The sequence below is a fragment of the Salipiger sp. ABN3_019 genome (genome assembly GCF_056158605.1).
On sequence record NZ_JBSWTP010000006.1, the window covers coordinates 49,205 to 74,291 of the forward strand.

Below are 25,087 nucleotides of genomic sequence, written 5' to 3' on the forward strand. Positions count from 1 at the left end.
TTTGGCCAGTCCTTCGGCGTTGAGTGCAACAGGTTCCTGGCCTGACTTCAGTGCCAGTCCGGCGCTTCGACGAGGATTTTGACGTGCGATTTCTCGGCGACCAATGCCTCGAACCCTTCACTGACGATCTCGCCTATGCAAATTCGCTTGGTCACCAGCTTGTCGGCGCTGAAATAGCCCTGTGTCATCAGCTCCATCACCGCGGGATAGACGTTGCGATAGGCGATGGTGCCCTGCAGCTGCCGTTCCTTCAGCACCGCCGTGTTGGGATGGAACGACGCCTCGCCCTCCCAGATCGACACGATCAACGTCTGACCCTCGTGCTGCGTCGCGTCGATGTATTGCGGCAGGACTTGCGGCACGCCGGTGACCTCAAAGGCGACGTGCACGCCGCCGGTCGCCGCCCGGATCGCCGCGACGGCGTCTTCGGACATCGGGTCGATCGCACTGGTCGCGCCAAGCTCCAGCGCCTTCTGCCGACGCACCTCGGAGGGTTCCACCACGTGAATCTGCGAGGCCCCGGCAACGCGCAGCGCCTCGACCACCAGCAGCCCGATCGGCCCGGCGCCAAATACTGCTGCCATGTCACCCGCCTTGATCTTCGACAGGCGCACCGCGTGCAGCGCCACGGCGGCGGGCTCAACCAGCGCGCCCTGCTCCATTGACAGCGCGTCGGGCATCTTGTGCACCATGCGCGCCGGGACAACCGAATGGGCGGCGAACCCGCCATGCCCACCGGAGAGGCCGACGAAGCCCAACTGGTCGCAAAGGTTGTACTTCCCCTCTAGGCACGCCGGGCAGCTACCACAGGCAAAGATCGGCTCGATGGCGACACGATCACCCGGAGCCAGCCCGGTCACACCATCGCCCAGTTCGGTCACCACGCCGCAATATTCGTGGCCCATGGTGATCGGCGCCTGATCGTGGCTGAGCGGATGGTCCTCGCCCACTGGCACGAAGATCGGACCGGCGAGGTACTCGTGCAGGTCGCTGCCGCAGATGCCGGTCCAGGCGACCTTGACCTTCACCTCGCCGGAGCCGGGGGCGGGCTCGGCCACATCCTCGACGCGGATATCCTTCACGCCGTACCAACGTGCTGCTTTCATGTGTCTTTCTCCAAGTCTTGAAAAGAGTATGCGCCCGGCCCGGGAGGGAGCCGGGCGCGAAATGCATCACGCCAGGTGATGCACTTCCTGCAGGCCGTAGACGGGGGTGTCCAAGCCCTCCATCCGGGCCTTCAGCTGCAGCGCGAGATAGAGTGAGTAGTGCCGAGACTGATGCAGGTTGCCGCCGTGGAACCACAGGTTCTGCTGCTGCGTCGGCTTCCACATGTTGCGCTGCTCGCCTTCCCAGGGGCCGGGATCCTTGGTGGTGTCCGACCCTAGACCCCAGACCTTGCCCACCTTGTCGGCGACCTCCTGGCTGATGAGGTCCGCCGCCCAACCGTTCATCGAGCCGTACCCTGTGGCCATGACCACGAGATCGGCCTCAAGTCGCGTGCCGTCGGCCAGCACCACCGCCGTTTCGTCGAAGTGATCGACCTGGCCCTTCACCAGCTTCACCTCGCCGTCGATGATCAACTGGCTGGCGCCGACGTCGATGTAGTAACCCGAGCCACGGCGCAGGTACTTCATGAACAGCCCCGAGCCGTCGTCGCCCCAGTCGAGATCGAACCCCGCCTTTTCCAGCCCGGCGTAGAACTCGGCGTCCCGTTCGCGCATCTGGTCGTAGAGCGGGATCTGGAACTCGTGCATGATCTTGTAGGGCAGCGAGGCAAAGATCATGTCGGCCTTCTCGGTGGTCACGCCGTTCGCCAGTGCCTCCTCTGAGTAGAGCGCGCCGAGTCCGATCTCCATCAGCGTGTCCGAGCGCACGATATGCGTCGACGAGCGCTGCACCATCGTCACATCGGCATCCGCTTCCCAGAGCGCCGCGCAGATGTCATGGGCCGAGTTGTTCGATCCGACCACGACCACCTTCTTGCCGCTCCAGGCATCCGGACCGTCGTGCTGCGAAGAGTGCTGGATGGTGCCTTTGAAGCTGTCCATACCGGGGAACTGAGGCAGGTTCGGCTTGCCCGACATGCCGGTCGCGAGCACCAGCTGGGTCGGCTTCAGCACCAGCTTCTCGCCGTCGCGGTTCACCTCCACGCTCCAGGTGCCCGAGGCCTCGTCGAAGCTTGCCTTCTCGACCGTGGTACGCGTCCAGTAGGGGATCTCCATGACCTTGGTGTACATCTCCAGCCAGTCGCCGACCTTGTCTTTGGGCGTGAACACCGGCCAGTTGTCGGGGAACTTGATGTAGGGCAGGTGGTCGTACCAGATCGGATCGTGCAGGCAGAGCGACTTGTACCGGCTGCGCCACTGGTCGCCGGGACGGTCGTGCTTGTCGAGCACGATGGTCGGCACGCCGAGCTGCCGCAACCGCGCGCCGAGCGCGATGCCGCCCTGACCGCCGCCGACGATCACCGTATAGGGCTGTGTGTCATAGCCGAGCGAGGCTTCCTCTGCCTCGCGGCGCTCCTTCCAGCTGCTGCGGTTCTTCTGCGCGCCATGCTCGGCGCCCATCGGGCGGCGCGTGCCGCGGTTCTCCTCGAAGCCCTTGAGTTCCTGCAGCGCGGTGAGAAACGTCCAGATCCGGTCATCCTTCAATCGCATCAGGCCCCAGCCGCGTCCGGCGGCCGTCTCGAAGGTGATCCACGCGGTGATCACGCCGCCGTCCTCGGAAGGCACCTCGCCCGGCTGAATTTGGAAATTGCCGGGACGGGTCTGCGTGAGCTGCTCGCCAAGCATGTCGGCGACCCCCGCAGGGCCCTCGACCGTCTTGAGGTTCCAGCTGACCGAGATCAGATCGCGCCAATAGCTGTCGGTGGCAAACAGGGCCGCTGCGGCGGCGACGTCGCCTTCCTCCAGGGCGGCGTTGAGCCGGTCGAGCACCTCCTGCGTGCGGCTCACGGTGGTTGAATCGAGCATCGCGTCTCCTCCTCTGCGCGTTGTTCTGCGAGGAGTATCGCGGGAGGCTGGCGCGGCGTTCTACGGCAGGTTGCCTCGGACTGTGCGAAAAATGGGCGCCGCGCTGCGGCATGTTGCGTGCGCAACGGCGCGCAACAGCTCAGCTTGGGGGCTGCAGGCCGGCTTTGCGCAGGCGCCGCAGGACCGTAGAGCGATTGACGCCGAGGCGGCGCGCGGCGCGGGCCATGTTCCAGCCGCAGGCCTCCATCACCTGCTCAAGCTGCTCCTCGGCATCCGGCGGTTCGGGCAGGCTGTCGACCGGCGCAGGCAGGTCGGGCAGGTCGATCACCCGTCCGTCACAGAGCGCAATGGCCACGTCGAGCACCTGTTCCAGTTCGCGCAGGTTTCCGGGCCACGAGCGGCCGAGCAGCGCCGCACGGGCCGAGGGCGCCAGCCGCATGTCCTCGGGGGCGCGCCGATGCAGGACCCGGTCGAGCAGCCAGCCGAGATCGCGGCGCTGGCGCAGCGACGGCAGCCGGAGGGTCGCGCCGGCCAGCCGGTGGAACAGCGGGCCGGGCAATGCCAGGGCGGCGGGGTCGGCGCAGGTTGTCACGATCGGGCGCAGGCAAGGACCACCATCCAGAACGGCGGTCAGCGTCGGTGCCGTGTCGGCGGGCAAGTCCTCGATGCGGCGCAGCACGAGGGTAGTGGGGCCGGTCAGTGTTGCGGTGGCCTCTCGCAGAACGTCGGGCGACAGCCCGGCGCAGTCGAGAGACAGGAAGCCATTGGCGGTGCCGACCATGTGGATCGCATGGGCCAGCTTGGTCTTGCCGGTCCCGGTGGCACCGGTGATCAGCAAGGGCACCGAGGTGCGGGCCAGCTTTGCCGCCTGCGCCAGCAGTTGCGCCATCGCCGGGTCTTCTCCGGCAAGTCCCGCGAGAGGGCCGCCGCGGCGGCTGCTGCGCGGTGCGGTGCGCGGCGCCTGCGGCGCGATGGCATGGCCGAAGAGCGCGCCGCCGTCACGCATCTCGATGATCCGCTCTTCTGTGGGACGGTCGCGCATCAGGTCGGGCAGATCGTCGACGCTCAGCCCCAGCACCTCGTCGACGCGCCGCCCGATCACTTCGCCGCCGTCTGGGAACAGGCGCCGGGCGGCCCGAGTGTAACCGAGTACGCGACCGCCGCCATCAAGGCGAACGGCAGACTCGGGATCGACGTCGAGGAATTCCGGGCTGGCCGACAGGCGCAGCACCCAATCGCGGCGACTTTCGGCCATCAGGTTCGCCATCTCCACGCGCCGCGCGGCATTGGTCACGAGGCTCATGGCAAGGTTCTGGCTGCGCTTGGGGGTCGGCGAGCGCAGCAAGGAGATGTCAAGCACCGCTGCAAGCCCGCCGAGACTGTCGAAGATCGGCGCGGCGGTGCAGCTGAGCGTGGTATGCGCATTGCCGAAATGGTCGTCCTGATGCACCGTCACCGGTTCTTGCGTGACGATGCAGGCGCCGACGCCGCAGGTGCCGGCAAGGTTTTCGGACCAGTTTGAGCCAAGGTAGAGCCCGGCTGCCCGCAGATCGTCGACGAAGAGATCATCGCCGAAGAAGTCGACGCAGACGCCCTTGCCATCGGTGAGCAGCAGCACGTAGTTCTGCCCCGCGACCTGCCGGAACAGGCTCTGCAGGCTGGACCGCGCGGCACCGATCATCCATTCCGCCTGCTTGCGATGGTCGCGAAGCTCGCTCTCGGTCACGATGTAAGCGGGATCGCGGCGCATGGGGTCCATGCCGTAAAGCTCGACGCATCTCCGCCAAGAGGCCGAAACGAACCCGTCTCGGCCGGTCTGAGAGCCTCCCAAGACCTGCTCGATCTCCTCGACGTGTCGCCGTTCGCTCATGATGCCACCCTCTTGGCGACAGATGCTAACACGAGCGCAGCCTGTCGAAGTACAGACTTTCGTGGATGCCACCGAGCGCTGTCCTGCCGCAAAGCACCTCAGGCACCTTTGTGTCAGGGGATAGAGCATCCTTGACAACGACAATCCTGTATAACAGGTTTGTCGCACATCATGGGCGCTTGCCGCCCTGTGCCGGATCAAGGAGGAGGAGCTGGCATGACCTACGACACCCGCCGCAGATGGGCGGCGCTGGCCGGGCAGGGGGAATCTGTTCTCGTCACGCTATTCGGCCTACTGATCCTGACTTTCGTGATCGGGCGCATCATGCCCACCGACCCGGTCCGCGCCATCGTCGGGGAGGACGCGACGCGCGAAGTCTACGAGACGGTGTACCGCCAACTTGGCCTCGACCGGCCGATGTGGGAGCAGTTCTTCGTCTACCTGCGCGATGTGGCAACATTTGATTTTGGGACCTCGATCCGCACCGGCCAGCCGGTTCTTCAGGACATCCTCCACGTGCTGCCCGCGACCATCGAGCTCGCGACCTTCGCCATCCTTTTCGGGGCTGGTGTCGGCATCCCGCTCGGTGTGCTCGCGGCGGTGAAGAAGGACCGCTGGCAAGACCAGTTGATCCGCGTGTTCAGCTTGATGGGCCACTCGATGCCGATATTCTGGACCGGGATGATCGCGCTACTGATCTTCTACGCGGGCCTTGGCTGGGTCGGCGGTTCGGGCCGGATGAGCCAATTCTACATCGGCATGGTGCCCGAGACGACCAACTTCCTGCTGATCGACAGCATCATGGCAGGGGAGTGGGACGTCTTCCGCTCGGCGCTCAACCACATTGTGTTGCCGGCCTCGCTGCTCGGCTATTCGTCCTCAGCGTATATCACCCGGATGACCCGCAGCTTCATGCTCGACCAGCTTGGACAGGAATATGTGACCACCGCGCGGGTCAAGGGCCTCAGCCGCCGCCAGACCGTCTGGCGTCATGCCTTTGGCAACATCCGCGTGCAGCTAGTGACCATCGTGGCGCTCGCCTACGGCGCGTTGCTCGAGGGCGCTGTGCTCATTGAGACGGTCTTCGCTTGGCCCGGTTTTGGCCAATACCTGACCTCTAACCTGCTGATCGGCGACATGAACGCGGTGATGACCTGCGTGCTGATCGTCGGCGTGATTTTCATCGCGCTGAACATCCTGTCCGACCTGCTGTACCGCATCTTCGACCCGAGGACCCGATGACCATGTCCGAGACCACTCCCGCGGCCGAGATCCGCCGCCGGATGCCGCAATCGCTGATCGCCGCCGGGAACATCCTGCGCTTCCTTGCCAAGACCCCGACTTCGGCCTTCGGCCTGCTGGTGCTGGCGGCGCTGATCCTCACCGCGCTGTTTGCGCCACTCATCGCGACGCATGATCCCTACATGCAGGACCTTACGAACACGCTGGCACCCCCGGGCGGCGGGCACTTCTTCGGCACCGATGAGCTCGGACGGGACATCTTTTCGCGCCTCGTGCACGGCTCGCGCATCACGCTGACGATCATCTTTCTCGTGACCATCGTGGTCGGCCCGCTGGGGCTGTTGGTGGGCACGGTGGCGGGCTACTTCGGCGGCAAGACCGACGTGGTGCTGATGCGGGTGACCGACATCTTCCTGTCGTTCCCCTCGCTGATCCTGTCACTGGCCTTCGTCGCGGCGCTGGGGCCGAGCCTCAACAATGCGATCATCGCCATCTCGCTCACCGCCTGGCCGCCTATCGCGCGGCTGGCGCGGGCCGAGACTATGACTTTCCGCAGCGCCGACTATATCGCAGCGGCACGGCTGCAGGGCGCGAGCCCGGCGCGAATCATCTGGAAGAGCATCGTGCCCATGTGCCTGCCCTCGGTACTCATCCGCCTGACTTTGAACATGGCTACGGTGATCCTCACGGCGGCGGGGCTGGGTTTTCTCGGGCTCGGGGCACAGCCGCCGATGCCGGAATGGGGCGCGATGATCGCCACAGGGCGGCGCTACATGATCGACAGCTGGTGGCTTGTGACCTTCCCCGGCCTCGGGATCCTGTCGGTTAGTCTGGCGTTCAACCTGCTGGGCGACGGGCTGCGCGACGCACTTGACCCGAAACAGATGATGAAGAGGTGAGAGCCATGACCAGTGATCCCATCCTCGATATTCGCAATCTGTCGCTGCGCTATCCTGGTGCCGACGAGCCAGCGGTCCGCGGCGTCAGCTTCACCCTCGGGCGCGAGCGGCTCGGCATCGTCGGCGAGAGCGGCTCGGGCAAGTCCACCGTCGGCCGCGCGATCATGCAGCTACTGCCCGATGCAAAGATGCGCGCCGACGCCATGCGCTTCGAAGAGGTCGACATACTGAACGCCTCGGAGGCGCAGATGCTGAAGCTGCGCGGCGCGCGGATGTCGATGATCCTTCAGGATCCCAAGTATTCGCTGAACCCGATCCGCCGCTGCGGTGACCAGGTGGCCGAGGCCTACCGCACCCATGTGCGCTGCTCGAAGGCGGCGGCGCGCGAAAAGGCGGTGGCAATGCTGGCGGCGGTGCAGATCCGCGATCCCGAGCGGGTCTACGAGCTCTACCCGCATGAAGTCTCGGGCGGAATGGGTCAGCGCATCATGATCGCCATGATGCTGCTTACCGATCCCGATCTGGTGATCGCCGACGAGCCGACCTCGGCACTCGACGTCACGGTGCGGCTGCAGGTGCTGAAGATCCTCGACGATCTGGTAAAGGAGCGCGGCATCGGGCTGATCATGATCAGCCACGATCTCAACCTCGTGCGCAACTTCTGCGATCGGGTGCTGATCATGTATGCGGGCCGGGTGGTCGAGACGCTGGACGCGCGCGATCTCGACCGTGCGACGCATCCTTACACGCGTGGGCTTCTGGCCGCGCAGCCGCGCATCGGCGGCGCGCGCGCGCCCCTGCCGGTGCTGCAGCGCGACCCGAGTTGGACCATGGAGGCCCCCGCATGAAACCGCTGAGCATTGAGAAAATGTCGATCCGCTTCGGCGCGGTAACAATTCTGCCCGAGGTGAGCTTCGAGGTGGCACCTGGGGAATGCTTCGGGCTCGTTGGCGAGAGCGGCTCTGGCAAGTCGACGGTGCTGCGCTGCGCATCGATGTTGCTGGGTAACTGGCACGGCGATGCCAAGGTCGGCAGCCGATCGGTGCGCGAGATGGACCTGATGGAGCGGTGCCGCACTCTGCAGATGGTGTTCCAGGACCCCTACGGTTCGCTCCACCCGCGCCATTCGGTGCGCACCACGCTGTCGGAACCGCTGAAGATCCACCGGCTCGGCGATACCGAGCGCCGGCTCGCGCAGGCAATGCGAGACGTTGGCCTGCCGGTGGAGTTCCTCGATCGCTACCCGCACCAGCTGTCGGGCGGGCAACGCCAGCGCGTTGCGATCGCCCGTGCGCTGATCCTCGAGCCCGAAGTCCTGCTGCTCGACGAGCCGACCTCGGCGCTCGATGTCTCGGTGCAGGCAGAAATCCTCAATCTTTTGGTTCGGCTCCGCGAGGAGAAGGGATTCACCTACGTCATGGTCAGCCACGATCTCGCGGTGATCGACCACATGTGCGACCGCTTTGCGGTGATGAAGGCCGGGGACATCGTCGAGGTGCTGCCGCGCGAGGCGATCCTCGACGGATCGGCCCGGCACCCCTACGCGCAGGAGCTGATTGCAGCCAGCCTTGCCTACGAGGGCGCGGCGTAGGGCATCTTTAACGACAGTACGACACCCCCTCCCTGCCGCATGGCAGGGAGGGGTTTTTCGTTGGGGCAACGGCAGTTCCTTGTCGGTTCCGATGACCAGTCCAGGCCGAATGGGCGAGGGAGCTTAGGCAAGGGCACTGATCCGCCCGGAACAAAGGCGAAGCCTGCTGGCCAGCCAACAGCCGACACACAAAAAGGGCGCATCCCGTGGGATGCGCCCTCTGCGTCTCCTATGGTTTGCCGCTTAGCGCGACTTCACCACGTCTTCGAAGCGCGACACCCAAGGGTCGATGATCACCCCCGATACGTCGTCCTGAAAGGCTGCGGTGACCACCCGTTCCGAGAACGGCTGGATCGAGGTCACCTTATCGTCGATCATCTGCTGGATCTGCTCGTACTGGGCGATCTGCGCGTCGGCGTCACGCTCCACCAGTGCGCTCTCGATCAGCCCGTTCAACTCGGTGTCCTGATAAGAGGTGCGCCAGCTCTGGTAGTTGGTCAGCCCCGCCTCGTCGCTGTTGTCTGGGTTGTAGACCAGCGCGCGCAGGTTGCTGTCGGGGTGCGGCTGCTGGCCGCCGCCGCCGCGCCCGACCAAGAGCTCGAACTGCCGCTCGCGCATGGCGCCATAAATCTGCCCGCCATCGCCGGTGATGATCTCGGCATTGATCCCGGCCTGTGCCAGCGTGCCCTGAATGGCAGTGGCGCTGTCGAGGAACTGCTGGGTCGAAATCACCCGCAGAGTGGTGTCGAACCCGTCGGGGAAGCCCGCTTCGGCGAGCAATGCCTTGGCCTTTTCGATGTCGAGCGCGTAGCCCGGATCGGACAGGGCTGAGAAGGCGCTGCTGTTGATCACTCGCTGGCGCTCGACACCGAAATAGGGCATGATCGCGCCGTTGATGCCTTTGTAGTCAATGAGGTAGCGCAGCGCCTCGCGTACCTTGGGGTTGGCGAACTTCTCGTCGGCGGTCGAGGCGGCAAGGTAGTAGAAGCCGGCGCTCGGCACGGTCTCGACGGTGATCTTCTCGTCCTTTTCCAGCGCGCGCAGGTCGGGCGCGGCAAGGCTGAAGCCCACATCGATGTCGCCCTGCTGCAGGCCGAGCCGCTGGCTCTGGCTTTCTGGCAGGTGGCGCATCAATACGCGCTTCATCGCGGGTGCGTCACCCCAGAAGTCGTCGTTCCGCGTGAGGATCACGTATTCATTGGCACGCCACTGGCCGAGGGTGAAAGCCCCCGAGCCTGCCGAATTGTTGGTCAGCCAGGCCTGTCCCTGATCGTTGCCCGCATGTTCCTCGACCAGCTTGCTGTCGAGGATCGAGCCGACGCCCGCCTGCGAGATATACATCAGGATCATCTTGGGATCGCCCGCCTCCGGCATCACCATCCGGAACGTGTGATCGTCGATCACCTGAAACTGCTCATCCACCCCATCGGCGGTGAAGCCGCGCGAGTTGAGGCCCGAGGATTGCGACTGGCCAAGGGTCATCACCCGGTCAAAGCTGTACTTCACATCTGCTGCCGTCACCGGGTTGCCAGAAGCGAAGGTGGCATCGGAGCGCAGGTGGAAGGTGATGCTGAGGTTGTCCTCGCCGATCTCCCAGCTCTCCGCGAGACGCGGCATCAGCGCCTTGGTCTCGGGGTCGAGCTCGACCAGCGCGTCGTAGACGTTGTTGAGCACCTGCACCGCCTCACCGCCGGTGATCGCGGCGGGATCCATCGTGAGCACGTTGGTCATGGTGAAAGCGACGATCAGCTGGTCGTCGGGGGTTTCGGCCAGCACTGGGCTGGCCCCCGCCAGCAGCGCCGAGAGCGCCACGCCCGTCAGGAAATGTCTCATAGGTTCTCCTCCCAAAGCTCTAGAGACCCGCGCCGGTTCAGCAGACGCGGTTGTTTTCGATGAGGTCAAAGTTGATGTCCTCGCCCAGACCGGGACGGTCAGGGACATGGACGTAGCCGTCGCGGTCCATCGGGTCGGACAGTGTGTTGAGGTAGTCGAGCCCGTCGTCGTATTCGAGGAATGGGTGCAGAAGGCCACGCTCGTACCATTTGCAGTTCCTCGTCGCGGCGACGACGTGCAGATTCATCGCGGTATTACCATGCACCTCGCATTCCATGCCGAAGGCCTCGGCCAGATGCATTGTCTTCAGCGCCGGGGTGATGCCGCCGACATCGTTGACCCCGGTGCGCAGGATGTCGCAGGCACCAGAGGCGATCCATTCGGCGCGGTGCCAGTGCTTGCCCGCCGCGCTTTCCGGACCGACCACGGGAATGTCGAGGTTGTCGGCCAGCCAGCGGTAGGAAGACATGGACTGTTCGTCCATCGGCTCCTCAATCCACGCAAAATCCAGCTTCTCCAGCCCCCGGCCCAGTTCCAGCGCCTCGGTACGCTTGTACCAGTGGAAGGCGTCGATCATCAGCGCGATGTCGGGGCCGACCGCCTCGCGCACTGCGGCGCAGGCCTTGAGGTCCATCTTCACATCCGGCGCCCAGCTTACGGGGGGCATCCATGTATGCAGCTTGATGCCCTTGTAGCCGCGCGCCACTAACGTCTCGGCGAAACGGCCGTAGTCCTCGGGCGTGGCGAGCCCACCCTCGATCTCATCGCCGCACATGATCGAGCCATATGCCAGTACCTTGTCGCGGTAGCCGCCGATCAGCTTGTATACCGGCTGATTCAGCGTGCGACCCGCCAGATCCCAGAGCGCGCAGTCGATCACCGCCAAAGTCCGGTCGGTAAGCTGTGCCGCCGAGCCGCGCTGCCAGTGTGCCAGATCCTGCCACAGCCGCTCGCGGTCACGGTGGTCCTGCCCGATCAGCACCTTCTTGATGTACTTGTCGATAACATGCGGGCGCGCCACCTCGGGCGGGCAGAAGGAATGGCCCTCGATTCCGTCCTCGCTGCGGATGGTGACGATGGCCTGCTGCACCTCGTGCTCGGGGCCGGGATGGGCGTGGCCCGCGCTGTCGGAATGACGGCGGGTCTTGTGCCGGAAAACGCGCACGGACACGTCGGTGATGATCACGGGTGGTCTCCTCCTCTCCGCAGGCAGGGGCGCCCTGCGGCAACCTGTATAACAGGAACGTATGATATGTATCTTCGGCAGGTCAACGGTTTTTCCGGGATGTTTCGCGACAAGGCGGCTGATCTTGCCGTAATAAAGCTGATTTTTCTGGCGTCCCGATCCCCGGTTCGGCTAGACTTCCTGTTGTACAGAAATACGCAGGCGCGAACCTATGACCGACATGAATGCTCTTCTCTCGCCCACCGGGCAGGCCGCTGAGCCGTCGCCCGCGCGCACCCGTGCTGAGCTGATCGCCGCCGGGCTGCGGCGCGAGATTGAGGCTGGGCGCTTTCGTCCCGGCGACCGCCTGCCCAGCGAATCCGAGCTCACGCGCATCCACTCTGTCAGCCGTACCGTCGTACGCGAGGCGCTTGGCCTGCTGCGGTCCGAGGGGCTGGTGGAAGCGCGCAAGGGTTCTGGGGTTTTCGCGCTCGATCCGGCGCAGGCGCGGCGGGCGCAGCCGTTCGCCGATCTCGACATGGAGCGGCTCTCGGGGGTGATCGAGCTGTTCGAACTGCGATCGGCCTTCGAGATCCGCGCCGCAGGCCTCGCTGCCGCCCGGCGCTCGGCGCAGCAGATCGAGGCAATCCTCGCGGCCAATGCCGCCGTCTCGAAAGCCTTCGAGGAAGGCGGCAACACCCGCGAAGCAGACTTTGCCTTCCATTACGCCATCGCGCAGGCGACACAGAACAAGCGGTTTCCCGAGTTCCTTGCTCTGATCCGCCCCGGCATCGTGCCCCGGGTCGAACTGGAGGCCGGCAAGAGCGGTACGCCGCGTGCCTACAAGCCGAACCCAGATCTTGTGCAGGAGCACGCGCGTATCGTCGATGCGATCATCGACGGCGCGCCCGAGGCGGCGGAAGCAGCGATGAAGGCGCACCTCGAGGGCAGCCTCGCGCGCTATCGCGGCCTCTTGCGGGGCGCTGATGGCTGATTGTTTGGTTTGCGGCTGGATCAGTTGGACCTACCGGCGGGCGTTCTCCTTAGCAAATCTATCGGCCGGCCAACCGACGCGGATAGTAACTTAATTCGACTTCCTACGCGACCGATCGGCGGAGGTTGGCGGTCGTCTTTGGTCAAGTTTCCAGAGCTGTGTCTAGAGAGCTCGACGCCTTGTCGGCCCAGAGCTGCAGGATCCGCGCGGCCTCAGCATCTTGGTGCCGGGCGCTGACCATCGTCCGCTCCGGCGCGGGCAGCCCGCACTGCGCCAGCATGTTGTCGACATCGATGGGAAACCGCGCGCTTTCCGGCAGCTCCCCGAGCGCCGCGCCCGCCTGTGCCATGTCCGCCGCGTAGTAGAGTTCCGATACCCCGGCGATCAGCATCGCGGCGACGCAGAGCGGGCAGGGCTCGCAACTGGAGTAGAGCGCCGCACCGCGAAGATCGACGGTGCCGAGATTGCGGCAGGCATCGCGGATCGCCTCGGTCTCGCCATGCGAGGTCGGATCGTGGTTGAGCACCGAGCGATTTATGCCCTCGCCGACGATTTCCCCATCGCGGATCACCACTGCGCCGAAGGGTTCCGTGCCCGGTGTGGTCAGCGCTTGCGCCGAGATCTCGATGGCACGGCGGAGGAAACGGTCTTCATACATCGGCGCTCTCCTCGGCGGCGAAACAGGCAACGCGGCGTTGATGGACATGTACCTCGCGCTGCGGGCGTTCGCGCTTGCAGCGATCGAAGGCAATCGGGCAGCGCGGATGGAAGCTGCATCCGGGGGGCGGCGACACCGGCGAGGGCACCTCGCCGCCCATCGGCACGCGGTCGCGCTTCGGGGCTTCGAGGTCGGGGATCGTATCGAGCAGCATGCGCGTATAGGGATGCAGCGGGCGGGCAAAGAGATCGGCGGTCGGCTGGATCTCGACGATCCGCCCGAGATACATCACGGCGATCACATCCGCCATGTGCCGTACCACCGACAGATCGTGACTGATGAAGAGGTATGTGAGCCCCATTTCTTTCTGCAGACGCTTCATCAGGTTGAGCACCTGCGCCTGCACCGACACGTCGAGCGCCGACGTCGGTTCATCGCAGACGAGGAACTCGGGCTTGCCTGCCAGCGCGCGGGCGATTGAGATACGCTGGCGCTGGCCTCCCGAGAATTCGTGGGGGAACTTGGCCGCATCGGCGGGGGCGAGGCCAACGGTGCGCAGCAGCTCATCAACGCGCGCCATGACCTGCGGCTCGGGCGTCTCGGGGCGCAGCGGTTCGGCGATGATCCGGCCGACCCGCCAGCGCGGGTTGAGCGAGGCATAGGGGTCCTGGAAGATCATCTGCATCTTGTCGGGATCGCCGTTGAAGCGGATCGCGCCGCCGGAGGGCGCGTGCAGCCCGGTGACCAGCTTGGCGATGGTCGACTTGCCGCAGCCGGATTCGCCAACCAGCGCCAGGGTCTGGCCAGGCTGAATATCGAAATCCACCCCGTCGACAGCGCGCAGAGTGCGCCGCGGCTTGCCTTCGAGCAGGCGGTTGAGCCAGGGGGCGGAAACGTTGAACCGGCGCTCCAGCGCGTCGACTTCGAGGATCGGTCGGGTCATGCGGTTTCTCCGGTCAGGGCGAGCCAGCAGGCGGCGCCGGTGGTTTCAAGCCGCGGCGTGTCGCGGCGGCAGCGCGGTCCGGCATGGGCACAGCGCGGGTTGAAAGCGCAGCCCTGCGGGATGCTGTCGAGCCGCGGCATCGCGCCCGGGATCATCTGCAGCTCGTCCATGTCCTTGCGCAGGCTGGGGATCGAGCCCATCAGCCCCTCGGTATAGGGGTGACGGGGACGGCGCACCACGTCCTCGACCGCGCCGAGCTCGGCCAGCCGCCCGGCGTACATCACCGCGACCCGGTCGGCGGTTTCGGCGATCACCCCCATGTCATGTGTCACCAGCATGACCGCCGTTCCGCGCTCGCGACAGAGCCGCTTGAGCAGCGCGGTGATCTGCGCCTGGATCGACACGTCGAGCGCGGTAGTCGGCTCGTCGGCGATGATAAGTTCGGGCTCGGCACAGAGCGCCAGCGCGATCACGATGCGCTGCCGCATGCCGCCCGAGAACTGGTGCGGGTAGTTGTCGATGCGCTCCTCGACCGCCGGAATGCCGACCTCGCGCATAAGCTCGAGCGCGCGGGCGCGGGCGGCACTCTTGCTCAGCTCGGTGTGCAGGCGAATGGTCTCGACGAGCTGATCGCCGACCCTGAACAGCGGGTTGAGCGAGGTCAGCGGGTCCTGGAAGATCGCGCCGATGCGACGGCCGCGCACCTTCTGCATCTCGCTCTCGGTCAGCGTGTCGATGCGGGTGCCCGAAAGGCGGATCTCGCCGGCGGCGATGCGGCCCGGCGGCTCGAGCAGGCCGAGGATCGCCATGCCGGTCATCGACTTGCCGGCACCGGACTCGCCGACGACGCCAAGGATCTCGCCGCGTCCGATGGTCAGTGAGATATCATCCACGGCGGTGAGCACGCCGCGACGGGTGGGAAACTCGACGCGCAATCCGCGCACGTCCAGAACAGGGTCGGTCATCGCTCGCTCCTTGGGTAGCTGGGGCGGAAGATCTCGATCACCGGCGGATGGCCGGCGGTGCGGTCGGGGTACTTGGCGATCAGCCCGTTGAACTGCGCCTGCGCGCGGGCCATGTCGGCGGTCTCGTCGCAACCGGGGATCTTGCGGTCGTTCATCACGCGGCGCCCGTCGATCCAGACATCGCGCACGTCACGCCCCGAGGCCGCGGTCATCAGGCTCTGTACCGGGTCGGGGGTCTGCAGCGTGCGGCCGAAGTCGATCACCGTGATGTCGGCGCAGGCTCCGGGCGCGAGCAGGCCGAGGTCGGTCCGGCCAAGCGCGCGCGCGCCACCCAGCGTGGCCGCGTCGAACATTTCCTCGCTGCGCAGCGCGTCGGCGCCGGCAACTCGCGCGGCCATCATGCCGATCTGCATGTTGAGGATCATGTCCGGCGGCCAGGTGTCGGTGCCGAGCCCGATGTTGATGCCACGCGCCCGGCAGGCCGGGAAGGAGCGCAGCAGGCCACCGTGTCTCACAGAAACCAGCGGGCAATGGACCAGTGTCGCGCCGCGCTCGGCGATCAGTGCGAAGTCGCGCTCCGAGGCATGGGTTCCATGCGGCAGCAGCCAGTTGCTTCCCAGCGCGCCGATCCGGTCGAGCCAGTCGATCGGCGTGGTGCCATGCTGCTCCTGCACCAGCCGCAGCTCGGTGGGCGACTGGCAGCAATGCTGACGCACCGGCGCACCCATCTCTGCCGCAAGCGCCTGTGTGCGGCGCAAGAGCTCTGCGGTACAGGTCTCGATCCGGTCCGGGGCGAACATCGCGCGGATCCGGCCGCCTGCGGTGCCGCCGATGCGCGCGGCAAAGGCTGCAGCGTGCTCCAGCCCCTGCAGTCCGCGCGGTTCGTCGTAGATGGCGCGGATCGTGCCCGCCTCGTCGGTGACCTGCCCGCCGGTGCGATAGGCGGGGCCGAGGTAGACGCGCAGCCCCAGCTCCTCGGCGGCCTGTGCGGCGGCGTCGAACTCGGCCACGGTCTCGCCCCAGGCGCGGTAGAACAGCGACGCGATGGGCAGGGCGGTGGTGATGCCGTTGCGGATAAGCTGCGCGAAGGCAAAGCGCTTCTGGAAGGCTAGCTCTTCGGGCGAATACATCTCGTAGGGGCCGCGCGCGACGTAGCTCTCGGGCCAGACCCGTCCCGTCTTCCACGCCGGTCCATTGTCATAGCCAAGGATGGTCGTATCGAGGTCCGACAGCGCGTCGAGGTCGATGAACCCGGGCGAGATCACCGCCTCCCCGTAGTCCACGCGCTGCGCGACGTCACCGTCGAAGCCGCGCCCCACATGCAACACGCGGGAGCCCTCGATCACCACCACCCCGTTCTCGTGCACGACATGGCGGCCGTCCTCGTGGCCGATGACCCAGCGGGCCGAGAGCAGGGTGCGGCTCATGGCGCGTCGATCACGGCTTTGCCGCCCCGCGCGACGACCATGCCGCGTTTGAGCACCAGCGCCCGGGGCGCGCGCAGCGCGACCGCCTCTGCCAGCGTCTCGCCCTCGACCAGCACGGCATCGGCCTGATCGCCGAGTTCCAGTCCGTAGCCCTCGACCTCCATGATCGCGGCGCCGCCATGGGTGCAGATGTCCAGAGCCAGTTCGACCTCGTCGTCGCGCCTCAGGTTGTTGCGCAGCCCGACGAACATCGCCCGTTCCAGCATGTCGGCGTTCCCATAGGGTCCCCAGGTGTCGCGGATGCCGTCCGAACCCGCGCCGGTGAGGATGCCCGCCGCCTTCAGCTCCTTGACCAGCGGCACCGGCGCCGAGGCCGGGGCGGTGGTTATGATGTAGATGCGCTCTTCGGCGAGCTGCTCGTGCAGCAATGCGACATAGGCACGGTCACTCATGCCGAGGCAGAAGGCGTGGCTGACGGTGACCTTGCCCTGCATCCCGTGGGCTCGGGTCCGGCCGATGATCTCTTCCATCGAGAACCCGCCCATCAGGTTACGCTCATGCAGGTGGATGTCGATCGGCTTGCCATGCTTTTCGGCGAGCCGGAACACCGCATCGAGATGCCCCTTGGGGTCGCGCTCGATGCCGCAGGGGTCGATGCCGCCGACAACGTCGGCGCCGAGCGCCAGCGCCTCATCCATCAATTCGACCGTGCCGGGTCGCGGCATCATCGAAGACTGCGGGAAGGCGACGATCTCGATATCTACGTAGCCCGCCAGTTTCTCGCGCGTGGCCATGACTCCCTCGATGCCGCGCAGCCCGTGGTGGGTGTCGACATCGACGTGGCTGCGAATGTGGGTGGTGCCATGGCTGATCGACAGGATCGCCTGCCGCTCGCTCTGCACCTGCGGGTCGAGCCCGAGCGAGACCTTCACCTCGCGTTCGTTGTCGATCTTGTCGATCAGCCGCGGGCCGACCTCGTTGCGGTACCACGGCAGGCCGAGCAGCGACTTGTCGAGATGGGTGTGTGCCTCGACCAGCCCGGGGATTAGGATGCGACCGCCGCAGTCGATGACCTGGGCACCCTCGGGCGCGGCGGCGGCAAAGCGGCCGTCCACGATGTGCAGGTCGGTGGCAGCAGCGCCCATCGGGCGCACGTTCTTGAGGGTCTTTGCAGTCATGGTCATCTCAGTTTCGGGTTGAGCGCATCGCGCAGCCAGTCGCCGATCATGTTGACCGACAGGACGATCAGGCACAGCTGGATCGCGGGAAACACGACGATCCACCACAGGCCGGAGAAGAGGTACTGGTTGCCCACGCGGATCAGCGTGCCGAGGCTGGGCTGGTCCGGCGGCATGCCGACGCCGAGGAAGGACAGCGTCGCCTCGGAGAGGATCGCGAGGCCGAAGTTCAGCGTCGCTGCGACGAGGATCGGGGTCAGGCAGTTGGGCAGGATGTGGTGCAGCATGATCCGCCAGGCCTTCACCCGGATCAGCCGCGCCGCGCTGACGTAATCCTTCTTGCGCTCGACCATCGCCGAGGCGCGCACGGTGCGGGCGTATTGCACCCAGGACGGCACAGCGATGGCGAGGATCAGGATCGGCGCGGCCAGCACATCCTTGAGGTGCGTCGGCAGCGCGGCGGTGGCAACGGCAGTGATGAGGATGGCGATCAGGATGAAGGGCATAGACAGCAGCACGTCGCCGATCCGCATGAGCACGTTGTCAATCCAGCCGCCGAAGTAACCTGCGATGAGCCCCAGAGAGAGCCCGACCGCCAGCGCCACCATCACCGAGGCAAAGCCGATGACGAGGCTGATCCGCGAGCCGTAGAGGATCGCCGAGAGGATGTCGCGGCCCTGCGTGTCGGTGCCCAGAATGTAGGGCCATTGCCCCTGCGCGTTCCAGATCGGCGGAATCTCGGCGTTCCACAGTTCGAGCGCGGCGAGGTCGTAAGGGTCCTGCGGCGTGATGAGGGGTGCCAGCAGGGCGCTCAGCGCCACGAGCGCCAGCAGGCAGGCCGCGAAGATCGCGCTGGGATGACTGCGGAAGGAATACCACAGGTCGCTCTCGCGCAGCGCGGCAAGGCGCGTCCGGCGGGGCAGGGCGGTCTCTGCGGGGGGCTTCGGAGTGTCGGTCATGGGGGAGATGTCAGCCATTGGCCCCTCCGGCTTTGGCGGCATCGTCGCGCAGCCGGGGATCGACCCAGGCGTAGGTCACGTCGACCAGCGTATTGAGCAGCACGAAGATGAAGGAAACGAGCATCAGGTAGGCGGCCATCACCGGGATATCGACGAAGGTCACCGCCTGGATGAAGAGCAGCCCCATGCCGGGCCATTGGAACACCGTTTCGGTGACCAGCGCGAAGGCGATGAGGTTGCCGATTTGCATGCCGGTGAGGGTGATCACCGGCATCAGGCAGTTGCGCAGCGCGTGCACCCAGTGCACCCGTGCCTTCGGCACGCCGCGCGCGCGGGCGAATTTCACGTAGTCGCTGCGCAGGGTCTCAAGCATCTCGGCCCGCACCAGCCGCATCACCAGGGTGATCAGGAAGGTCGAGAGCGACAGCGCGGGCAACACCAGCGCCGCGCGGCCCGAGGAAGTGAGCAGCCCGGTCGACCACCAGCCGATGTCCACCGTCTCGCCGCGCCCGAAGGCGGGCAGCCAGCCGAGACTGACCGAGAAGCCGAGGATCAGCAGGATGCCGACCACGAAGCTCGGTAGCGAGACGCCGACGATCGAACCCAGCTGCAGCGCGTTCGCCAGCCGCGAGTTGCGGTGCACGGCGGTGATCACCCCGAGCGGGATGCCGACCACGAGCGAGATCGCCGTGGCCACCAGCACCAGCTCGAACGTCGCCGGGAACCGCTCGCCGATCAGCACCATCACGTCCTGTTGGTTGCGGTAGGAGATGCCGAAATCGCCCTGCGCGGCGTTGGTGACGAAGCGCGTGTACTGGGTGACGAAACCGTCGTTGAGACCCAGTCGCTCGCGCAGCTCGGCGCGGTCGGCCTGCGTCGCCTGCTCGTTGACCATCATCTCGACGGGATCGCCGAAGAAGCGGAATATCACGAAGGCCAGAAGCGCTACGGCGAGCATCACGAAGGCCGCGTTGGCCGTGCGCTTGATGAGAAAGGCGAGCATGGCTCACTCCTGTCTTGCGGGAGGGACGGACCCACCGGCTGTCATCATGTCTCGAGGGGTTAGGACGCGGGGGCAGGTGCCCCCGCGCGCCTGTCTCAGCTGCCCTGGCCGACTTGCGCAAACCACAGGCGCGGCTTGTTGTCGGGGAAGAGCGGCATCTCGCTGACATCGTCGGTCACCGCCCAGGCCATGGGCTGCTGGTGCAGCGGGATCATGATCATCTCGTCCTTGACGAACTGCAGGGCCTCGGTCTCGAGCGACAGGCGGGTGTCGGTGTCGAGCTCGCTGCCCGCCGCGTCGATCAGCGCGTCCAGCTCGGGATAGGACCAGCCACCCCAGTTGAAGACGCCCGAATTGCCCTCTTTGCTGTGGAAGATCTGCAGCAGCGGCGAGTAGGCGTCGAGCATTGGCAGCGTTGCCCAGCCCAGCGTGTAGATGTCGGTCTGGCCGTTGGTCCGCTTCGGCGTCTGCACCGCGCGCGGCGCCACGTCGAGCTTGGGGGCAAGCCCGATGCGCGACCACATGGAGGCGATGGCCTGACAGAACTGCTCCTCGTTCACCAGCCCATCGGCGAGGCAGTTGAACTCGAACTGCAGGCCCTCGGGCACGCCGGCCTCGGCCAGGAGCGCCTTGGCTGCATCAGGATCGTATCCAAGAGTTGTATCCAGTTCTTCCGAATATCCAGGGATCGGCGGTGCCACGGTCGCACCGGCGGTGCGGGATTTGCCGCGCATCACCCGGCTCTGGATCAGGTCGAGATCGATCGCCTTGTAGAGCGCCTCGCGCACGGATTTTTCTTTGAAGGGGTTGGGCTCGCCCGACACCAACGTGTCGCGGAAAGGGAAGCCGATCATCACGGTGCGCAGGTCCACGCCCTCGAGAACGTCGACGTCGGGCGCGGCGGCGAGGCGGGGAAGATCCTGCACCGGCGCGTCATTGGTGAAGTTGATCTCGCCGGAGAGCAGCGCCGCGACGCGGGTCGCCGCCGAGGTCACCGGGGTCAGCTCGATGCGGTCGAGATTGTGTTGCGGCTCATCCCACCAGTCGGCGTTCGCGACGAAGACGGTCTTGGCGTCGGGCTGACGGCTTTCGGCTTTGAACGGGCCGGTGCCATTGGCGTTGTAGGTGGCATAGCCCTCGGTGCCCGATCCGATGTCGGTGGGCAGCAGGGAATCGTGCTCGACCATCCACTCCTTGTCGAAAATATGAATGTTTGTCAGGTCGTTGAGCAGAAGCGGGTAGGTGCCGTTGAGCGTGATGTCGACGGTAAGATCATCGACCACCTTCGACGAGACATAGGCCGGGAGGTTGCCCTTCAGCGGCGAGGTCTCATGGCTGACGCGCTGCAGCGAGGCAACCACGTCCTTGGCGGTGAAGGGGTTGCCGTTGTGGAAAGTGACCTCCTCGCGCAGCTTGAAGCGCCAGGTGACCTTGTCGTCGAGAATCTCCCAGCTGGTGGCCAGCGCCGGTTCGATCTTGAGGTCGGCATCGTAGCGCACCAGCCCCTCGTAGACGTGGTTCAGCACGTTGATGGTGAAGCTGTCGCCGTAGGAATAGGGGTCGAGCGAGCCGATGTCCCGGTTGGCGCCCCACTTGAGCACGTTCTCGGCCTGCGCCGTTCCGGCGAGGGTGGCGAGCGCCGCCGAGGCAAGCAAAATCTGTCTGAAAGTCATGGTCCCGTCCCTGTTGGTGATTGTATTTGGGAATCGATGAAATTGGATACGATACGGGATTGATGCGGTATCGTATCGCGCTTTGCAAGAAAAATGTATCCAATTGACGAGGTCGTTTGGATACGCTAGGTGAGTGCAAAGAAATGCTACAAGGCTCCGGGCCATGACCGAAAAAACGACACTCACCGACGCCGTGCACACGCTGCTCAAGCGCGCCATCATCGAGCAGGCCCTGAAGCCGGGCATGCGGCTGCCCGAGGACACGGTGGGCGAGCAGTTCGGCGTGAGCCGGACAATCGTGCGCCACGCTTTGGTGAGGCTCGAGAACGAGGGTCTGGTGGTCACCCGGCGCAACCGCGGCGCCTTCGTCGCGGAGCCCTCGCTGGAAGAGGCCAAACAGATCTTCGAGGTCCGCCGCGCGCTCGAGGCCGAGGTCATCCGCATCCTTGTCGAGCGCATCCCCGCCAGCGGTTTCGACCAGCTCGAGGCGCATGTGCGCAGCGAGGAGAGCGTGCGGGGAAAGGACGGACCGGTCTCGATCCGGCTTGCGGGCGAGTTCCACACGCTGCTCGCCGAACTGACCGGCAACGCCGTGCTGTCGCGCTACGTCGGCGAAGTGGTGCTGCGTTGCTCGCTGATCATGGCGATGTACGCCAAGTCGCACTCATCAGACTGCGCCGTGGATGAACATTCGCAGATCATCGAGGCGATCCGCGCCGGCGATGCCGCCCGCGCGACGCAGATCATGGACCATCACCTGGGTGCCGTTGCCGGGCGGGCCGAGCTTGAGCAGAAACCGGACAGCGTCTCATCGATCCTGTCCCGCTACGGAAAGGAGCTTGCGACGTGACGCACCACGCGCTCAACTTCGCGGAGCTGACACCCCGCGAGGCTTACAAGGTCATGATCGGTACGATCGTGCCGCGCCCGATTGCCTGGGTCACGACGGTTTCGCCCGAAGGCGTGGTCAACGCCGCGCCCTATTCCTTCTTCAACTGCCTGTCCGCCGATCCGCCCATCCTTGCACTCGGTGTCGAGAACAAGCCCGACCGCAGCTTCAAGGACACGGCCTACAACATCCGGATGACCGAGTGCTTCACCGTGAACATCGTCGACCGCGCCAACGTCGGGACGATGTCGGTGACGGCCGCCGCCTTCGGCCCCGATGTGGACGAGCTCGAGATGGCGGGTCTCACCGCGGTTCCCGGCGAGAAGGTTGTCTGCCCGCGGATCGCCGAGGCGCCGGTTTCCTTTGAATGTCGCCGCTACCTCGGGATCGAGGTCAGCTCGGCCCGGGAGATCATCCTCGGGCAGATCGTCATGGCGCACGTGCGCGAGGACGTGATTGACCTTGGGACATACTATTCGGACCACGAAAAGCTCGACGCGATCGGGCGCATGGGCGGGAACGGATACGCCGGCACACTGGACTATTTCGACCTGGCGACGCCTTCGGCCGAAGAGGTTCTGTCTGCGCGCAAGGCGCGGGCCTGACGGCTGTAAGAGTGCGTGATCGCGGCCAAAGGAGGAGACCTCGGGTCAGATTCGAGGTTTGATATGTCTACATATTTCAACTTTATGCGAGGCTGGGTGAGCTCTCAGCCCGATCATCTTCCCTGAGCGCTTCTTCTCGATGGCATGGCCTCCGTACCCCGCACCGGAATAGCCGGCGCAACTCGCAACAGAAACGCGGGCGGCGAGGCCCTCGATCCAGCCAGATCACACCGGGCGGTGAGGGGCCGCGAAGAGTGTAAGCCTAAAGCTGCCCATCACTTTTCTTGGCCGATAAACATCCGGTTCTTGGCGGCGGTGATGTGCGCGCGCATGGCTCGTTCCGCACTTCCGTGGTCCTTGGCGCGGATGGCATCCAAGATGGCGTGGTGCTCGGAGAGCACTTTCTCCTGCCGCTGCGGTTCATCCAGCATCGTCAGTGAGCGCGATAAGGACACGCCAAAAGCGATCTGGTGTCGCAGCAATTCAAGCGTCGAGACAAAGAACACGTTGTGTGAAGCTCGCGCGACTGCGAGGTGAAACCGCTGGTCAGCTTCTGTCGCCAGTTCTTTCTCCTGATAGCGAGCTTCCAACTCTCGCAGTGCCTTCTCGATGTCGCGAAGGTCCTCTTCGTCCCGCCGGCGCGCCGCCCAACCTGCCGCAGCGCCTTCCAAGTCGATGCGAAACTCGTAGCACCTCTGGATGTCTGTGATCGAGCCGAGCGAGACGAAGCTCCCTACTTTGCAGTCAGGTCGGCGTACGACGTAGCTGCCGGAGCCTCGGCGCGACTGGACAATGCCGTCGGTGCGGAGTCGGGCAAGTGCGGCCCGCACGACGGGCCGCGATACGCCGAACTCTTGCGTTAGAGACTCCTCGTTGGGCAAACGGCTGTGCAGTTCGTAAGTTTCGTCGGTAATCCGCGTCAGAAGGTGCTCATAGACCTGGTCTGCCAAGGATGGTTTTCCGGCGCTGCTCACGTTTGCCTCCGTTGTGGACGTGCGCACGGTTAGATCTCGATCCCCGCGGCGCGATAGATGCTTTCCATAAGCCGCAATGTTTTGAGGTTGTCCAGCCTATCGGTCTGGAACTTTCGCCCGCTGCGCAGTCCTTCGGTAAAGTCAGTAACCGCGCCGGTGAAGCAGGCCTGGTAGTTGGCCGTGAGGTCATGCTGTGATACGGCGTCCGGTCGCGAGAGCAGCGTGATCCGGTCGCGATCGTAAATTAGGGTGTCGGTCTCGCCCAGAAGTTCCAACCTGTCTGTCGGAAGTGGCGGGTGTCCGGGAGCGGCGATGTTGGCATCGATGACGACCAGCGCGCCATTCTCAGCGCGTAGCTGTATCAACGCGACATCCTCGCCTTTCAGATTCGGGTTAATGCGGTCCAGGGTTGCGCTGACCACGTCCAATTCGCCGATGATCGCGCGCAGAGCATCCAAATGGTGGATCAGCACTTCGAACACCAAGAGGCGCTGGAAATCCGCGAGATAAGGCTGACGCCCCAGTAGAAAGGGCTTCTTGCCTTCGTAGTCCCACACCGCCGAGGCGCGGACCGTCATGCGAGCATGACGCAGCCTGCCGACCTCGCCGTCCTGCATCCGTTGCGCGAGCTCGGCGTAATGCGGACGAAAGCGGTAGTTTTCATGAATCATGAAGCGCACGCGCTCACCCACATCAGTGATGAGAGCCTCGGCCTCGGCCACCGTAGGGGTCATGGGCTTCTGGCATATCACGTGCACGCCCTTGTCGGCGGCGATGCGCACCAGCGGCGCGTGGCTGCCCACCGGGGTAATGATGTCGATAGCGTCGGGCTGGGTCTCGTCCAGCATTTCCGCCATGTCGCCGAAGACGTGAGAGATACCGAAGGCCTCCGCTTGTGCGTGTGCTTTGTCCTTGTCGGGATCGCAGATTCCAACAATCTCAACGCCTGCCTGCGCTTGCCATCCAATGAGGTGAAATTGGCTGATCGCTCCGGCACCTGCGATCGCTACCCTTAGTGTGTCATTAGCCATTTCCGGCCCTCCCATGTTCCTGTTTGCTTGTCTCGCCTAAGTTACCTCTATTGACACTTCAATACTAAACATTACAAATCCAGACAAATCAGACCAAAGCACCGTGCTTTATAGGTTCTGATTCGAGCCAGAATTCGGCATATGATCGAAGAAATCTCTTTGAAAGAGGTGTGTTCGGTGCATCTCGTCCGAATGCTGGATGTAGATACCCAAGGG

22 protein-coding genes are annotated in these 25,087 nt (G+C 65.1%); 7 read left to right on the forward strand and 15 right to left on the reverse strand.

Features of this window, described 5'->3' with window-relative positions; genetic code table 11:
* Window positions 1-47: 47 nt before the first annotated feature.
* The 3 genes from ACXAD2_RS06610 to ACXAD2_RS06620 form a co-directional block, all read right to left on the reverse strand.
* Window positions 48-1,106, reverse strand: coding sequence for a 2,3-butanediol dehydrogenase (locus tag ACXAD2_RS06610; protein WP_475168434.1), 1,059 nt, complete (start codon window positions 1,104-1,106; stop codon window positions 48-50).
* A gap of 66 nt (window positions 1,107-1,172) precedes the next feature.
* Window positions 1,173-2,972 (reverse strand): NAD(P)/FAD-dependent oxidoreductase, encoded by a 1,800-nt coding sequence (locus ACXAD2_RS06615; RefSeq protein WP_475168438.1) that lies wholly within the window; start codon window positions 2,970-2,972, stop codon window positions 1,173-1,175.
* 139 nt (window positions 2,973-3,111) lie between these two features.
* Complete coding sequence (locus ACXAD2_RS06620; protein WP_475168440.1) at window positions 3,112-4,842, reverse strand: sigma-54-dependent Fis family transcriptional regulator; 1,731 nt, start codon at window positions 4,840-4,842, stop codon at window positions 3,112-3,114.
* Window positions 4,843-5,058: 216 nt separating this feature from the next.
* Here ACXAD2_RS06620 and ACXAD2_RS06625 point away from each other — a divergent pair, with 216 nt between their 5' ends.
* The 4 genes from ACXAD2_RS06625 to ACXAD2_RS06640 are packed head-to-tail and all read left to right on the forward strand — an operon-like array spanning window position 5,059 to window position 8,574.
* On the forward strand, window positions 5,059-6,084 hold the full coding sequence (locus tag ACXAD2_RS06625) for an ABC transporter permease (protein ID WP_475168441.1): 1,026 nt from the start codon (window positions 5,059-5,061) through the stop codon (window positions 6,082-6,084).
* A 2-nt stretch (window positions 6,085-6,086) separates the two neighbouring features.
* Entirely contained in the window at window positions 6,087-6,983 is an 897-nt protein-coding gene (locus ACXAD2_RS06630; protein ID WP_475168444.1) for an ABC transporter permease, read from the forward strand.
* Window positions 6,984-6,988: 5 nt separating this feature from the next.
* Window positions 6,989-7,831, forward strand: coding sequence for an ABC transporter ATP-binding protein (locus tag ACXAD2_RS06635; RefSeq protein WP_475168446.1), 843 nt, complete (start codon window positions 6,989-6,991; stop codon window positions 7,829-7,831).
* Window positions 7,828-8,574 (forward strand): ABC transporter ATP-binding protein, encoded by a 747-nt coding sequence (locus tag ACXAD2_RS06640; protein ID WP_475168448.1) that lies wholly within the window; start codon window positions 7,828-7,830, stop codon window positions 8,572-8,574. Before ACXAD2_RS06635 ends, ACXAD2_RS06640 begins: the two co-directional genes overlap by 4 nt.
* A gap of 243 nt (window positions 8,575-8,817) precedes the next feature.
* Here ACXAD2_RS06640 and ACXAD2_RS06645 read toward each other — a convergent pair whose 3' ends face one another.
* Both ACXAD2_RS06645 and ACXAD2_RS06650 read right to left on the reverse strand, forming a co-directional pair.
* Window positions 8,818-10,407, reverse strand: coding sequence for an ABC transporter substrate-binding protein (locus tag ACXAD2_RS06645; RefSeq protein WP_475168450.1), 1,590 nt, complete (start codon window positions 10,405-10,407; stop codon window positions 8,818-8,820).
* A 37-nt stretch (window positions 10,408-10,444) separates the two neighbouring features.
* On the reverse strand, window positions 10,445-11,593 hold the full coding sequence (locus ACXAD2_RS06650) for a mandelate racemase family protein (protein ID WP_475168453.1): 1,149 nt from the start codon (window positions 11,591-11,593) through the stop codon (window positions 10,445-10,447).
* A 211-nt stretch (window positions 11,594-11,804) separates the two neighbouring features.
* On the opposite strand from ACXAD2_RS06650, the gene ACXAD2_RS06655 reads away from it, so the two are divergent.
* Entirely contained in the window at window positions 11,805-12,566 is a 762-nt protein-coding gene (locus ACXAD2_RS06655) for a FadR/GntR family transcriptional regulator (RefSeq protein ID WP_475168455.1), read from the forward strand.
* A 142-nt stretch (window positions 12,567-12,708) separates the two neighbouring features.
* On the opposite strand, the gene ACXAD2_RS06660 is transcribed toward ACXAD2_RS06655, so the two are convergent.
* The 8 genes from ACXAD2_RS06660 to ACXAD2_RS06695 all read right to left on the reverse strand — a co-directional run bounded on the left by ACXAD2_RS06660 (window position 12,709) and on the right by ACXAD2_RS06695 (window position 21,372).
* Window positions 12,709-13,224 (reverse strand): nucleoside deaminase, encoded by a 516-nt coding sequence (locus ACXAD2_RS06660; protein WP_475168456.1) that lies wholly within the window; start codon window positions 13,222-13,224, stop codon window positions 12,709-12,711.
* Entirely contained in the window at window positions 13,217-14,167 is a 951-nt protein-coding gene (locus ACXAD2_RS06665; RefSeq protein ID WP_475168458.1) for an ABC transporter ATP-binding protein, read from the reverse strand. Before ACXAD2_RS06665 ends, ACXAD2_RS06660 begins: the two co-directional genes overlap by 8 nt.
* Complete coding sequence (locus tag ACXAD2_RS06670) at window positions 14,164-15,132, reverse strand: ABC transporter ATP-binding protein (RefSeq protein WP_475168459.1); 969 nt, start codon at window positions 15,130-15,132, stop codon at window positions 14,164-14,166. Before ACXAD2_RS06670 ends, ACXAD2_RS06665 begins: the two co-directional genes overlap by 4 nt.
* Entirely contained in the window at window positions 15,129-16,559 is a 1,431-nt protein-coding gene (locus ACXAD2_RS06675) for a chlorohydrolase family protein (protein WP_475168460.1), read from the reverse strand. Before ACXAD2_RS06675 ends, ACXAD2_RS06670 begins: the two co-directional genes overlap by 4 nt.
* Window positions 16,556-17,737: an amidohydrolase family protein gene (locus ACXAD2_RS06680; protein WP_475168462.1), complete on the reverse strand. Its 1,182-nt coding sequence runs from the start codon at window positions 17,735-17,737 to the stop codon at window positions 16,556-16,558. The genes ACXAD2_RS06675 and ACXAD2_RS06680 overlap by 4 nt, the downstream gene beginning before the upstream one ends.
* A 2-nt stretch (window positions 17,738-17,739) precedes the next feature.
* On the reverse strand, window positions 17,740-18,714 hold the full coding sequence (locus ACXAD2_RS06685; RefSeq protein WP_475168464.1) for an ABC transporter permease: 975 nt from the start codon (window positions 18,712-18,714) through the stop codon (window positions 17,740-17,742).
* Window positions 18,707-19,699 (reverse strand): ABC transporter permease, encoded by a 993-nt coding sequence (locus tag ACXAD2_RS06690; RefSeq protein WP_475168466.1) that lies wholly within the window; start codon window positions 19,697-19,699, stop codon window positions 18,707-18,709. Before ACXAD2_RS06690 ends, ACXAD2_RS06685 begins: the two co-directional genes overlap by 8 nt.
* A 95-nt stretch (window positions 19,700-19,794) precedes the next feature.
* Window positions 19,795-21,372: an ABC transporter substrate-binding protein gene (locus tag ACXAD2_RS06695; protein ID WP_475168467.1), complete on the reverse strand. Its 1,578-nt coding sequence runs from the start codon at window positions 21,370-21,372 to the stop codon at window positions 19,795-19,797.
* Between the two features lie 163 nt (window positions 21,373-21,535).
* Between ACXAD2_RS06695 and ACXAD2_RS06700 the strand changes: the two genes are divergently transcribed.
* Window positions 21,536-22,222 carry a GntR family transcriptional regulator gene (locus tag ACXAD2_RS06700; protein WP_475168470.1) on the forward strand — a complete coding sequence of 229 codons (687 nt, stop codon included), beginning with the start codon at window positions 21,536-21,538 and terminating at the stop codon, window positions 22,220-22,222.
* Entirely contained in the window at window positions 22,219-22,866 is a 648-nt protein-coding gene (locus ACXAD2_RS06705; RefSeq protein WP_475168472.1) for a flavin reductase family protein, read from the forward strand. Before ACXAD2_RS06700 ends, ACXAD2_RS06705 begins: the two co-directional genes overlap by 4 nt.
* Window positions 22,867-23,141: 275 nt before the next feature.
* Here the strand turns inward: ACXAD2_RS06705 and ACXAD2_RS06710 are convergent, their stop codons facing one another.
* On the reverse strand, window positions 23,142-23,840 hold the full coding sequence (locus ACXAD2_RS06710; RefSeq protein ID WP_475168475.1) for a FadR/GntR family transcriptional regulator: 699 nt from the start codon (window positions 23,838-23,840) through the stop codon (window positions 23,142-23,144).
* Between the two features lie 29 nt (window positions 23,841-23,869).
* Window positions 23,870-24,871: a Gfo/Idh/MocA family protein gene (locus ACXAD2_RS06715; RefSeq protein WP_475168478.1), complete on the reverse strand. Its 1,002-nt coding sequence runs from the start codon at window positions 24,869-24,871 to the stop codon at window positions 23,870-23,872.
* Window positions 24,872-25,087 lie beyond the last annotated feature (216 nt).

Bases quoted from the DNA above. Each gene is read 5' to 3' on its own strand.
- ACXAD2_RS06625 (WP_475168441.1), top strand. From the start codon at position 5,059: ATGACCTACGACACCCGCCGCAGATGGGCGGCGCTGGCCGGGCAGGGG.
- ACXAD2_RS06635 (WP_475168446.1), top strand. From the start codon at position 6,989: ATGACCAGTGATCCCATCCTCGATATTCGCAATCTGTCGCTGCGCTAT.
- ACXAD2_RS06645 (WP_475168450.1), bottom strand. From the start codon at position 10,407: ATGAGACATTTCCTGACGGGCGTGGCGCTCTCGGCGCTGCTGGCGGGG.
- ACXAD2_RS06620 (WP_475168440.1), bottom strand. From the start codon at position 4,842: ATGAGCGAACGGCGACACGTCGAGGAGATCGAGCAGGTCTTGGGAGGC.
- ACXAD2_RS06640 (WP_475168448.1), top strand. From the start codon at position 7,828: ATGAAACCGCTGAGCATTGAGAAAATGTCGATCCGCTTCGGCGCGGTA.
- ACXAD2_RS06700 (WP_475168470.1), top strand. From the start codon at position 21,536: ATGACCGAAAAAACGACACTCACCGACGCCGTGCACACGCTGCTCAAG.
- ACXAD2_RS06680 (WP_475168462.1), bottom strand. From the start codon at position 17,737: ATGACTGCAAAGACCCTCAAGAACGTGCGCCCGATGGGCGCTGCTGCC.
- ACXAD2_RS06630 (WP_475168444.1), top strand. From the start codon at position 6,087: ATGTCCGAGACCACTCCCGCGGCCGAGATCCGCCGCCGGATGCCGCAA.
- ACXAD2_RS06695 (WP_475168467.1), bottom strand. From the start codon at position 21,372: ATGACTTTCAGACAGATTTTGCTTGCCTCGGCGGCGCTCGCCACCCTC.
- ACXAD2_RS06685 (WP_475168464.1), bottom strand. From the start codon at position 18,714: ATGGCTGACATCTCCCCCATGACCGACACTCCGAAGCCCCCCGCAGAG.
- ACXAD2_RS06655 (WP_475168455.1), top strand. From the start codon at position 11,805: ATGACCGACATGAATGCTCTTCTCTCGCCCACCGGGCAGGCCGCTGAG.
- ACXAD2_RS06665 (WP_475168458.1), bottom strand. From the start codon at position 14,167: ATGACCCGACCGATCCTCGAAGTCGACGCGCTGGAGCGCCGGTTCAAC.
- ACXAD2_RS06660 (WP_475168456.1), bottom strand. From the start codon at position 13,224: ATGTATGAAGACCGTTTCCTCCGCCGTGCCATCGAGATCTCGGCGCAA.
- ACXAD2_RS06675 (WP_475168460.1), bottom strand. From the start codon at position 16,559: ATGAGCCGCACCCTGCTCTCGGCCCGCTGGGTCATCGGCCACGAGGAC.
- ACXAD2_RS06715 (WP_475168478.1), bottom strand. From the start codon at position 24,871: ATGGCTAATGACACACTAAGGGTAGCGATCGCAGGTGCCGGAGCGATC.
- ACXAD2_RS06690 (WP_475168466.1), bottom strand. From the start codon at position 19,699: ATGCTCGCCTTTCTCATCAAGCGCACGGCCAACGCGGCCTTCGTGATG.
- ACXAD2_RS06670 (WP_475168459.1), bottom strand. From the start codon at position 15,132: ATGACCGACCCTGTTCTGGACGTGCGCGGATTGCGCGTCGAGTTTCCC.
- ACXAD2_RS06615 (WP_475168438.1), bottom strand. From the start codon at position 2,972: ATGCTCGATTCAACCACCGTGAGCCGCACGCAGGAGGTGCTCGACCGG.
- ACXAD2_RS06610 (WP_475168434.1), bottom strand. From the start codon at position 1,106: ATGAAAGCAGCACGTTGGTACGGCGTGAAGGATATCCGCGTCGAGGAT.